This window comes from Methylotuvimicrobium sp., assembly GCF_050611805.1.
Lineage (GTDB): Bacteria > Pseudomonadota > Gammaproteobacteria > Methylococcales > Methylomonadaceae > Methylotuvimicrobium.
The window spans coordinates 71,632-83,607 of the sequence record NZ_JBNGHF010000014.1 but is presented as its reverse complement, the minus strand read 5'-3'; the positions used below and the strand labels follow the sequence as shown (position 1 = coordinate 83,607).

Here is an 11,976-nt window from a genome sequence, read left to right as displayed (position 1 = left end):
TGCCTAAAATATCTAAAGATGGTTAACCATAGCCAATGGGCTATGGAATTTAGGTGTTGGGTGAATACGTCCGCGTAGGATTGGCGGCGACTCAAGCGTCTATGATAGCGTGAATGCAGATTTTGCATTACGCCATGGATGGCGTGTATTAGGGCTGTATGGGTATAAATCATCGTGGTTCTGACATCGCTGTGCCCGGTAATTCCTGAATAGTGCGAATGTCATAATTGGTTGGCGAAGGAATGCCGCAAAGTATGGACGGTTGCCCGTTTGATCAATTTGGCATCATTTACGGCGCGTTTGATCGCTTTCTGTGCCACCGACTCAGGATATGATGCGCTTACGTTCTTGCGTTTCCGTGACCCATGTTAACGATTGTTGAGGGGAAAACCACTGCCAAATGAAATCTTTAGCGGCATTTTTATATTTTTTTCCTGATTGATCCGGTAAAAATACACCTGCATAATCGGTTTTAAGGTCGGCTTCATGGAGAGCCGAGACTTTCCAGGGTAAATTTGTCCTGATCATTAATACCATTAAAAGCAAAGAAATACATCAACTCCCGGATAGCATTTGAAAATTGCAGGCACCAATTACTTAAATCAATTAAAATCAAATGGATAGAATTTTCATGTAACCCAAAAAACGCTGATTTTTCATGATTTTGGGGGTTGGCACAAATTTACCGTGCGAGACTTTCTGTAATTGTTGTTTTAAGGCAGGAATATATGTTATCCCAAATAAAACGACAAGGCTTTCAGAAAGAAATTGACCTAATGAGCGAGTCTAGCTGAACAAGATATGGAGATCTAGAAAATAACTTGTTATGTTCAGCAACCAACAAGCATTGAGATATAAAAAGGGAAAGCATGGACTACAAAACCCTCGACAAATCAAAGCAAAAAGAGGTGGCAGGTTTGTTTACTTCTGTATTCGCCTCATCAGAGGGTAAAAAGGAAGGTATATTAATTGGCAATCTTTCTTCAGAGTTGGCATCAAGCATCGACAATGAAGAAACAATCTGTTTCGGTGTCTATGAAAATGAATCACTCATAGGCTCTATTTTCTTTACTCGCCTACAGTTTAATGAACCTATTCAGGTTTACATGCTCGCCCCGGTTGCAGTGAGCACTGAACATCAGGAAAAAGGCATCGGACAGGCACTAATCAATTATGGGCTTAATGAACTCAAAAAACGCTCTGTGAATGTTGTTGTCACATATGGCGATCCATCCTTTTATTCAAAGGTGGGGTTTCAGCCACTTTCAGAAAATGTTATTAAGGCACCGCTAAAGCTTTCAATGCCATTCGGATGGCTCGGCCAATCTTTATCGGGAGGGTCAATTCCGACTATTAATGGACGTCCTGCGTGCGTCAAGGAATTCAATGACCCCGTTTATTGGTAAACAAAATAACATAATAATCAAATGCACTCGGGCAGCAAAAGCGCCGCTCGCACCTCGCTCTGCTTTTTGCTGCCGGTTATGTGAACGGTTATGTGTTTCGTCAAAAAATGAAGTGATTTCGCGAAGACAAAGATCGAGTAGTCCATATGATTGATTACTTTCACGGCTGGCTATCCATAAATTTTAACCAATCCACACTGAACATTGTTCTGATGGGTGTTATTTTGTCCATCAGCATTTTTGCCGATACTCTGGCTAAACGCACCAGCGTGCCACGGATATCGATTCTGGTACTGGTCGGGGTCGGGATTGCTTTTGTGCAGCAGGTATGCTTGGGCAATCAGAGTGGGCCTTTGCTGGACGGGCTAAGTGAACCGCTGATCACCTTAGCCCTGGTTATGGTGGCCTTTCTGCTAGGTAGCGAATTGAAGATCTACCGGCTGCGGTTTACCGGGCCACTGATTCTGATTATCTCACTGTTCGTGACTGCAGTTAGTGGATTTATGGTTGCCGCCGGTTTACTGATGCTGAACTTTCCCCTTGCAATTACAATCTCGCTGGCTGCCCTTTCAGTCGCGACCGATCCCGCGGCTGTTAGTGAAACCATCAGGGAAAGCGGGGACACCCGCTTACGAGCCAAGGTGTTGCTGGGCATCGTAGCCATCGATGATGCTTGGGGTATTGTTGTATTCGGGTTCTGTATGGCAGTTCTTGGATGGGTATTGAGTGGCAACGGGCAGCAGGCTTTGCTGCACGCCTTTTGGGAGCTTGGCGGCTCAATAGTCCTTGGCGTGTTGATCGGCTTGCCAGCGGCTTGGCTTACCGGTCGTCTCCGACCAGGAGAACCGACCCAGGTCGAAGCAATTGCTGTAATTCTTTTACTTACAGGGTTGTCCTCATTGCTGGATGTGTCTTCACTTTTGGCGTCCATGGTTGCCGGTACTATGGTGGCAAACCTATCATCCCACCATACTCGATCCTTCCGGGAGATTGAACATATAGAATGGCCGTTTTTGGTATTCTTTTTTGTGCTCTCCGGCGCCAGCATTGATTTGTATAAAGTAGTTGATGCAGTCGGGCTGACAGTCCTTTATATTATCTTGCGACTGGCAGGTCGTATGTTTGGCGGTTTTCTCGCAGTGTTGTTTATCAGAGCTAAGCAGAAAACACTCCCCCGCAATATTGGCTTGGCTCTGACGCCGCAGGCAGGTATAGCAATTGGTATGGCGTTGCTGGCAGCCGAGCAGTTTCCGGAAGTCCGCGACACCATTCTCCCGGTTGTGGTTTTCTCTACCATTATCTTTGAATCGGTTGGCCCGGTGTTAGTAAGACGAGTCTTGAATTCGTGAACAGTTATTCGTTGTGCGTTGCCATTGAATCGGCAATCTGTTTCATTAGGCTGTTGTTCTGAAGAACATAGAGAGTTTCCTGTTCTTGCTCCTAGTCGTCTGCACTCATAACCACAAAGGCTTCGCCGGCCCTACGAGTTTCCTTTAGGGGGCATGATTAGTAACTACATGCTCTTCAAGGGATCTTAGTTGATCTCTAAGCTGGTTTACGCTAACTGTGTCCAAATTTGACTCCATATGTACGGAAATACCGTCTAGCGCCCAAAGTTACGCAGGTCTTTGAGCATGACTCGTAAGCTTCCGGACTTGCGCCGCATCGGTCGGGATCGATGCGGCGCAAGTTGTTTATTGCATCCTGCTTTAGCACTTAGAAAAGCAGTGCTGCTTTAGTTACGCCTCCTTTTTAGAGAAATGTGCCGGCGCGGTTCAGCCAATTCTTCGAACCGCTTTGGTCGGTTGTTTGGTGAGGTGAATAGCCTGTTCGTCAAAACTAATCCCAGCTTTTCAATTCCTGCCAATAGTGATCGACCTTACTGATGATCAATTGTTGCCTTTTTTCCAGATAGGATGCCGATAAGAGTACGACCAATCCGAGGCCGATCGAGCTGAGCCATGGAGCATGACTGTAGGCATCGATCGCATAGCAGCAATAAAACAAAATGCCGCCGAGAAAACAGAGCTGCCCAGCGAAGAATGGGGTTTTTTCGCGGTATCTCAAGCCAGCCAAGCTCAGGGCCATGCCCGTCGACAATGCCGATAAAGGCGCAAAGGCTTGATCGTTCAGTAATGCGCCGTAAGTTAGGATGAGAGCCAGTGCCGAACCGAAAAAACGGTAAGCCTTTTGATGGTAGTCGGCTTGCGTGGACAGCAGGAATAACAGGCCGGATAACGGCAGCATCAGGCCGTAATAGCCGTGGTCGATGCCGGCATAATCCTCGGCGACGACGATCCATGCGCCCAGCGCGGCCAATGTGCCGAACCATTGGGCCGCATAGATGACCAGGGGTGAACGGGTATAGCGTTTGATGTCTACAAGGAAGAACGTTGCTGTTATCGCTGCGATGACTGCAGTCAGCAAAACGGAGGACGGATGCAGCAGACTTCTGCCGATCAATATCAATAACGGCAGGCTGGTCAATGCTCTGGCCGATACGCCTTCGAACAGGTGCATGGCTTTTTCTTGTTGTAGCGTTTGTTCGAGAGTTCTAAGACGAATGAACAGCAGCGCGATAAGGAAGGGAACCCAGAAGGCATCGCGAACCGGCAGCAACAACAAAAGATTGCCCATTAAAAAAGCGTGCATCAAGATTTTGACCTGACGGCGCGCGAGCATAGAAAAGCCCGTATAGCCGACCGAAATCAGTAAAAATACGGTGATGACGAAGTCTACGGCGATCAGCGGCGGATTAACTCCGCTAAACTGCAGCCAACTGTAGTCCGGTTGCAGCGCCGATCCGCCGTGTATGAACGCATAGATCATCGCGCTGACCTGGGAAACCTGAACCGGCAAGAATGCGGCTCCGAGCGTGAAGAAGATTCTGGCGCCGGTGGTTTCTCTGAGAAGATAGGTACAAACCAGGCCGCCGGCGCAAAGCGCCAAGGTAAATCCCAATCCGGCCCAATAGCGGTAGGCGGGCAGCAAATCCGCATGGCTTTGCAGCATGAAGCCGACGGCGGAAAGAATGATCAAGACCGTGCCGGCCCAGCGCAAATAACGGATGATTTGGCAGGTTAAGCTAGGCGCGGCTTGTTCAGACTGCCGCCAAGCCGAAGAGGCGGGCGTATTGGATTCGAAATCATTCGTGTACATTTGGATTCTCCTGGTCTGTGCCGGTTTTAGCGCTCAATTCGTTCAATAGCATTTCCAGTTCCAAGGCTTCCTCTTCTTGGATGAAGGCATCGGCAAAGCTATCGGTGCTTTCAGTGTCGGGATGGCAGAATTCGGCGCCTGTTATCGACTCTTCCCAACGGTTGAAAATGCTTTCCGCTTCCTTGGCAGGATTGTGGCGGCCGCTTCGAAATGCCGATTGCAGTTCAATCCGGTTTTGCCGCGCGGCCAGGACCTCTTTTTGCGCACTCAGTGTTCGCAGTTGCGTTTCGATCGAGCTCAAATCGGCCTGCAAGCGTTGAAATTGTTCCTGCGCTTCGCGAAGCCGGTGTTCGGTTGATTGGGTTTGTTGCCGGGTTTGAAGCAGACGCTTGACGCATTGCAAGGCGCGCTGTTCGTCGGTTTCTCTGATCTTGACCGCGCGTACCGACCACAGCGTCGATTCTTTCTGTAATTCGTTTAGCTTGGCTTCGAATTGCGCGATCATTTTTTGCAATCGATGCTGATGGATGCGCGTTTTGACTCGCCATTCTTCAAGCTCCTTGATCGCGACGCCGGCTAGCGCTTCATGATTTTCGAAATCGTCGGCAACGGAATCCAGTTGGGTTTTTAGCGTGATGAATATACGTTTTAGGTTGTTCATGATGTGCTCCTGTTTCGGGTTGAGTCAAAGTCACTAGTGCAAAACAAATGCCACATTTATAAGCTATGAAAATCAAATAATTAGGATTTTTTGGTTATGCTGGTCTATACTCGATAGTCATAAAATGACGACACGGTGAGCAATTTATGAAGACAAGATTGGCCGCTGAGCAATATGACTTTTTTAGCCGAATTGCCGAATTGGCGTTTTTGAACCCTTTCAGTAAGGAACGGGAGCAGGTGGACTGCCGAGTGCTCGATATCGGCATCGGCAGTTTATCGTTTGTCGAGCGGCGCGAAGCGATACAAGTAATACTGGATGAGCGCTTCAAAGCGCTGGAGCGGCAAGCCGGATTCGATATCCGCCGCTTTCAGGGACGCATGCAGGAAGTCATGTGTCTGGCATGGCTTTTCTATCTGTTTCACGGTTATCAGCAGCCGTTTATCGAGCATATCAAGGCCCAAAAACACGCGGGCGACAAAGCGATCGAACTTGCATTCGCAGCAGAGCTTGTCGGTCGATTCGAGCAGGCGGGTTTCACCCGGGAGCAAACGGCTTATTACATCGCCTTGCTGTTTCAACTGCAGCGCGCATTCACCTTTATCGATGAGGCGGTCTCGGGCGAGTGCTCCGCCATTTTCGAGCTGCGTATGCGCTTGTGGAATAATATTTTCACGTTCAATCCGGCTTGGTATCTCGATTATCTCTGCGATCGCATGGAGGATTTTTCCTTGTTGCTGTTGGGCGAGACCGGAACTGGAAAAAGTCTGGTGGCGAGAGCTATCGGTTGCTCGGGATATATTCCGTTCGACATGGTTTCGCACCGCTTCGCCGAAAGCTTTACCGCGTCATTCAGGGCGATCAATTTGTCGCAATATTCCACCGGCCTGCTCGAATCGGAATTATTCGGCCATAAAAAAGGTGCGTTCACCGGTGCCATCGATAATCATCCGGGATTGTTTGCCCAATGCAGCCGACACGGCTCGGTATTCATCGATGAAATCGGCGATATCGACATCCCGATTCAGGTGAAATTGCTGAATGTGATACAAGACCGTGTTTACAGTCCGGTAGGAAGTCATGATCTGCAACGTTTCGAAGGCCGAGTGATCAGCGCGACGAACCGTCCGATCGAACAGTTGCTGGAGAAGGGCTTGTTCAGAGTCGATCTATATTATCGGCTATGTTCCGACGTCATTACCTTGCCCAGCCTGAGGGAGCGCTTATGCGAAAATCCCGATGAATTACGTAGCCTGATCGCGCGCTTGTTGGAACGGGTCATCGAGTCGCCGGATGTGGAACTGGTCGGCCGCATCGAAACCAAAATACACGAAGCTGTGCCGCCGGATTATCACTGGCCCGGTAATGTTAGGGAATTAGAACAATGCATACGGCGTATCTGCCTGACCGGTACCTATCAAGCGCCTAAACCGCAGGCCGGAAACGAGCAAACCGGGTTTCGGAGCGAAGCCGGCGGTTATTATTCGGCGCAGCAATTGCTGCAAAACTATTGTCGATTTTTGTACGATAGGCTAGAAAGTTTCGAGGCGGTGGCCCGGATTGCAGGGCTGGATAGCCGGACAATCAAAAAATATCTTCACTCGGATAAGTGACAGGTTGATTCGGGGTTCGAAGACATCAAAACGATAAAGCGGTGTCATATCCGGCAGAAGTGTGGTATACAAAAAATCAAATTCCCGACTTCGAAAGAGGGTATCCGCCATGAATTTAATCGATCCTTTCGGCGCACGGCAGTTATTGAATCCTGATCGAGCAAGTCAGTTGTCCTATTACTGTCTTGCGAGTTTAGAGTCCGCCGGCGCTGCCGACCTTGCCCGTTTGCCGCATACGATAAAAATTCTGCTCGAAAGCCTGCTGCGTAACTGCGACGGTTATTCGATCACCGAAGACCATGTACTCGGTCTCGCCGGTTGGCAGGCGCAAGGTTCCAGGCGGGAAATTCCCTACAAACCGGCTAGGGTCATCCTCCAGGACTTTACCGGCGTGCCGGCGCTGGTCGATCTGGCCGCGATGCGCGATGCGATGAGCGAATTGGGTGGCGATCCGAAAAAAATTAATCCGTTCATCCCTTGCGATCTGGTGATCGACCATTCGGTACAGGTCGATTATTTCGGCAAAGCCAATGCCTTGCCGATGAACGAAGCGGTCGAGTTTCAACGCAATCAAGAACGCTATGAATTCCTGAAGTGGGGGCAATCGGCCTTTCAAAATCTGCGCGTGGTTCCGCCGTCCACCGGCATCGTTCATCAAGTCAATCTCGAATATCTGGCTCAAGTCGTCTTCCACAACAAGAGCAACGATCTGTGTTATCCCGACAGTTGCGTCGGCACCGATTCGCATACGCCGATGGTCAACGGTCTGGGCGTGCTGGCCTGGGGCGTCGGCGGCATCGAGGCCGAGGCGGTCATTCTGGATCAGCCCATTTACATGCTCGAACCGGATGTGGTCGGTATTAAGTTGACCGGTAAACTGCCGCCTGGCGTGACCGCGACCGATCTGGTGCTGCGCATCACCGAGTTGTGCAGGGAGTTCGGCGTCGTCGGTCAATTCGTCGAGTTTTACGGCTCCGGTTTGTCCCAACTCAGTATTCCGGACCGTGCGACCATCAGCAACATGGCCCCGGAGCAAGGTTCGACCGTGAGTTTTTTTCCGGTCGATGAGGCGGCTTTGAGTTATATGCGCCTCACCGGGCGCAGCTCCGAACAAATCGAGCTCACCGAACGCTATGCCAAGCTACAAGGGCTGTTTCGCGCCGACGATGCGCCGGAGCCCGAATTTACCCGCACGCTGGAAGTCGATCTCGGCGAAATCGAACCGGCACTGGCCGGCCCCAAGCGTCCTCAGGACCGAATTCCGCTGAGCCAAGTCGGGCCGACTTATCGGCAGACGCTGACCGCCCCGGTCGGCATTCGCGGCATGGGCCTTGCCGAAAGCGATCTCGATCGCTGCGGCGTAGTTTCGAGCCAAGGTGCCTGCGAAACGATCACGCATGGCGCCGTCGTGATCGCCGCGATTACGTCTTGCACGAACACCAGTAATCCCTCCGTGATGCTCGGCGCCGGCCTGGTCGCCAAGAAAGCCGTCGAGAAAGGGCTGAAAGTCAAAAATTATGTCAAGACCTCGTTGGCGCCCGGCTCACTGGTCGTGACCGAATACTTGAAGCAATCCGGGCTGCTGCCTTATCTGGAAGCATTGGGGTTTTATCTGGTCGGCTACGGTTGCACGACCTGCATCGGCAATTCCGGCCCGCTCGATGCAGCGGTGGAAGAGGCCATCGTAGACAATGACTTGGTCGTGTCTGCGGTGTTGTCCGGCAACCGGAATTTCGAGGGCCGCGTACATCCGCTCACCAAAACCAATTATCTCGCCTCGCCGCCGCTGGTGGTGGCCTATGCGCTAGCGGGATCGACCGCTGTCGATATGACAAATGACGCCATCGGTCAAAGTAACGACGGCGAACAAGTTTTCCTGAAAGATATTTGGCCGACGACCGAGGAAATCGATGAAGTCGTCCGAAAATTTGTGACACCGGAAATGTTCCGGGAGCGTTACGCCGACGTTTTCACCGGTACTCAGGCTTGGCAGGCGATCGAGGTCGCAGGTTCCGAGCGTTATCAATGGAACGAACGGTCGACTTATATCAGAAAGCCGCCGTTCTTCGAAGGACTGGGCGGCGGCCGGGAAACCATCGGCCGTCTAGCCGATATGCGGGTGTTGGCGCTGTTCGGCGGTTCGGTCACGACCGATCATATCTCGCCGGCCGGTCAAATTGCGCCCGATTCGCCGGCGGCATTATATCTGCTCGAAAAAGGCGTCGAGCGCAAAGACTGGAATAGTTACGGTTCGCGTCGCGGCAACGATCAAGTGATGTGCAGAGGCACATTTGCCAATGTGCGTATCCATAATCTGTTGGTCCCAGGGTCTGAAGGCAATGTGACGATTCATCATCCCAGCGGCGAACGAATGACCTTTTTCGATGCCGCGATGAAGTACAAAGAGTCCGGAATGCCGCTCTGTATTCTGGCGGGCAAGGAATACGGTTCCGGCTCGTCCCGCGATTGGGCGGCGAAAGGGCCGTTCATGCAGGGTGTCAAGGCGGTAATCGCGGAAAGTTACGAAAGAATCCATCGCAGCAATTTGATCGGCATGGGGATTTTGCCGTTGCAGTTTATGTCTGGCGAATCGGCGCAAAACCTCGGCCTGAAGGGCGACGAAATCGTTACGGTGGACATTGCCGACGACACGGTTCCGCAACAAATCGTCGACGTGACCGCAAGCGCGCCGGACGAGAGCGTTAAGTCCTTCAAGGCCGCTAGCCGAATCGATACGCCGATCGAAATTCAATATTACCGAGACGGCGGCATATTGCGCACGGTTTTGAAGAAGCTGAGGGCTGGTTAACGAAAAGAAAAAAAGAACTCGCCGAGGGGCGTAGGACCGCGGAGAAAAGATGCGAAATCGGTATTACGCTATTCAAGCCGTTTTAGCTGAACACTTCGCACCCGGTGCATTTGAACATAGACACTATGCGCCCTATCGCCTTTGCGCGAGAACGAAATCCATCCATTAAGTAAAAACGGAGGAGGGGCTCAATCATGAAACATCCGCACGAGCAAAATAAACATCAGGAGCCTCATGCCGGGGCCTCGAAGTCCGATAAAAACGACGACCATTCGCATTCGGCATACAAAAACCATGCCGGACACGACAAGCATGCAGGCCATAGCGTGGAGATGTTTCGGGACAAATTTTGGCTGACGTTGGTGCTGGCCGTTCCGACGTTGATTTGGAGTGATGGGCTGCAACGCTGGTTGTCGTATACGGCGCCGGCTTTTCCGGGTTCGGGGTATGTTTCGGCCGTTTTCGGCACGCTGGTTTATTTTTACGGCGGTTGGGTGTTTTTGCAAGGTGGCTGGCGCGAATTGCAAAGCCGTCTGCCGGGCATGATGACCTTGATCTCGCTGGCGATCAGCGTTGCTTTTTTGTACAGCTTGGCCGTCACGTTCGGTTTCAAGGGGCATGCGCTGTGGTGGGAGCTGGCATCTTTGGTGGCGATCATGCTACTGGGACATTGGATAGAAATGCGTTCTATCTTCCAGGCTCAGGGGGCTCTGAAGGAATTGGCGAAGTTGCTGCCGGATACGGCGCTAAGACTGGTCGAAGGAGATGAAACCGAAGAGGTCACGGTTGACCGCTTGCAAGACGGCGATTTATTGTTGATCCGCCCCGGCGCGGCGGTTCCTGCCGACGGCATCGTCAAGAGCGGTAAGAGTTCGGTCAATGAGGCATTGATTACCGGCGAATCCGAGCCGGTGACGAAAGGCGAGGGCGATGAAGTGATTGCCGGCACGGTCAACGGCGAAGGTTCCTTGCGCATCGAAGTCACCGGCACTGGAGACAAGACCGCTTTGGCCGGTATCATGCGCTTGGTCGATCAGGCTCAAACTTCACGCTCTCGGGCTCAGGCCTTGGCCGACCGCGCGGCGTTTTATCTGGCGCTGGTCGCGATAGTTTCGAGCGCTTTGACTTTTATTTCGTGGTCCCTGGTCGGTGCGACGATGGATTTCACCGTGACGCGGGTCGTGACGGTGCTGGTCATCGCCTGTCCTCATGCCTTGGGGCTTGCCGTGCCGCTCGTGATTGCGATTTCGACGACGTTGGGTGCGCGCTGCGGATTATTGGTGCGCGATCGCCGGGGGTTGGAGGAGGCGCGTAATCTGGATATCGTGGTGTTCGACAAGACCGGGACGTTGACCTTGGGCGAGCACCGCGTCTTGGAAACGATGACGGCCGAAGGTGTCGAGCCCAACGAAGCACTTCGACTCGCGGCGGCGGTCGAGCGCGATTCGGAACATCCGATTGCGAGAGCCTTGCTCAAGAGCGCCGAAGAAGACGAAATTGAATGGCCCTCGGCCCAGGATTTTCAGGCGATACCCGGCCGAGGTGTGGCTGCCGTCGTCGAAGGGCGAAAACTCCAGGTGGGCGGGCCAGCCTTGATAAAAACGTTCGAGAGAGAAATACCGCAGGCCTTGTCGGAAGCCGCCGACCGCTTTGGCGAATCTGGCCGGGCGGCGATTTATCTCATTGAAGGGGATAGAATTTTAGCGGTCTTTGCGATCGCCGATGCGATTCGTCCCGTTTCCGGCGAAGCGGTGCGCCTGTTGCATGAAGCCGGCATCGAAGTCGCAATGCTGACTGGCGATTCGCAAGCGGTTGCCGACGCCGTGGCTAAGGAGTTGAACATCGACACGGTGTTCGCTCAAGTGTTGCCCGAAGACAAGGTAAAGCGCATCGAAGAGCTGCAGGCTCAAGGCAAGCGCGTCGCGATGGTCGGTGACGGCGTCAATGATGCGCCGGCCTTATTGACCGCCGATGTCGGTATTGCGGTCGGCGCCGGCACCGACGTCGCGGTCGAAGCCGGCGATGTGGTATTGGTGCGTTCGGACCCGCGCGACGTGTCGAGGATCGTCAATCTGAGTAAGGCGACCTATCGTAAGATGGTGCAGAATTTGTGGTGGGCCGCGGGCTACAACATTGTCGCGATTCCGCTCGCGGCGGGCGTTCTGGCATGGGCCGGAATCCTGCTCGCGCCGGCGGTCGGCGCGGTGTTGATGTCGGCCAGCACGGTGATCGTGGCGTTGAATGCCCAATTGTTGCGCCGGACGGAATTATAAACAAAGGCGCTAACTTAAGGAAATAATGCGTCATTTCGCCGGATATTGTCGGAAT

The 11,976-nt window shown here is 52.3% G+C and carries 8 protein-coding genes; 5 read left to right on the top strand and 3 right to left on the bottom strand.

Annotation, left to right across the window (positions count from 1 at the left end; all coding sequences use genetic code 11):
- Positions 1 to 324 precede the first annotated feature (324 nt).
- Positions 325 to 528, bottom strand: coding sequence for a hypothetical protein (locus ACRJJO_RS09235; protein ID WP_431065497.1), 204 nt, complete (start codon positions 526 to 528; stop codon positions 325 to 327).
- Positions 529 to 869: 341 nt separating this feature from the next.
- On the opposite strand from ACRJJO_RS09235, the gene ACRJJO_RS09230 reads away from it, so the two are divergent.
- Together ACRJJO_RS09230 and ACRJJO_RS09225 are read left to right on the top strand one after the other, a co-directional pair.
- Positions 870 to 1,406: a GNAT family N-acetyltransferase gene (locus ACRJJO_RS09230; protein WP_431065496.1), complete on the top strand. Its 537-nt coding sequence runs from the start codon at positions 870 to 872 to the stop codon at positions 1,404 to 1,406.
- A gap of 146 nt (positions 1,407 to 1,552) precedes the next feature.
- Positions 1,553 to 2,755 (top strand): cation:proton antiporter, encoded by a 1,203-nt coding sequence (locus tag ACRJJO_RS09225; protein ID WP_431065495.1) that lies wholly within the window; start codon positions 1,553 to 1,555, stop codon positions 2,753 to 2,755.
- 490 nt (positions 2,756 to 3,245) lie between these two features.
- Here ACRJJO_RS09225 and ACRJJO_RS09220 read toward each other — a convergent pair whose 3' ends face one another.
- Positions 3,246 to 4,565 (bottom strand): hypothetical protein, encoded by a 1,320-nt coding sequence (locus ACRJJO_RS09220; RefSeq protein ID WP_431065494.1) that lies wholly within the window; start codon positions 4,563 to 4,565, stop codon positions 3,246 to 3,248.
- A complete protein-coding gene (locus tag ACRJJO_RS09215; protein ID WP_431065493.1) occupies positions 4,552 to 5,226 on the bottom strand; it encodes a PspA/IM30 family protein in 675 nt (224 codons plus the stop codon). Before ACRJJO_RS09215 ends, ACRJJO_RS09220 begins: the two co-directional genes overlap by 14 nt.
- A 146-nt stretch (positions 5,227 to 5,372) precedes the next feature.
- On the opposite strand from ACRJJO_RS09215, the gene ACRJJO_RS09210 reads away from it, so the two are divergent.
- From ACRJJO_RS09210 to ACRJJO_RS09200, 3 genes are all read left to right on the top strand, one after another.
- On the top strand, positions 5,373 to 6,839 hold the full coding sequence (locus ACRJJO_RS09210) for a sigma 54-interacting transcriptional regulator (RefSeq protein ID WP_431065492.1): 1,467 nt from the start codon (positions 5,373 to 5,375) through the stop codon (positions 6,837 to 6,839).
- Positions 6,840 to 6,948: 109 nt separating this feature from the next.
- Positions 6,949 to 9,648: an aconitate hydratase AcnA gene (gene acnA, locus ACRJJO_RS09205; RefSeq protein ID WP_431065491.1), complete on the top strand. Its 2,700-nt coding sequence runs from the start codon at positions 6,949 to 6,951 to the stop codon at positions 9,646 to 9,648.
- A 194-nt stretch (positions 9,649 to 9,842) separates the two neighbouring features.
- Positions 9,843 to 11,921: a heavy metal translocating P-type ATPase gene (locus ACRJJO_RS09200; protein ID WP_431065490.1), complete on the top strand. Its 2,079-nt coding sequence runs from the start codon at positions 9,843 to 9,845 to the stop codon at positions 11,919 to 11,921.
- Positions 11,922 to 11,976 lie beyond the last annotated feature (55 nt).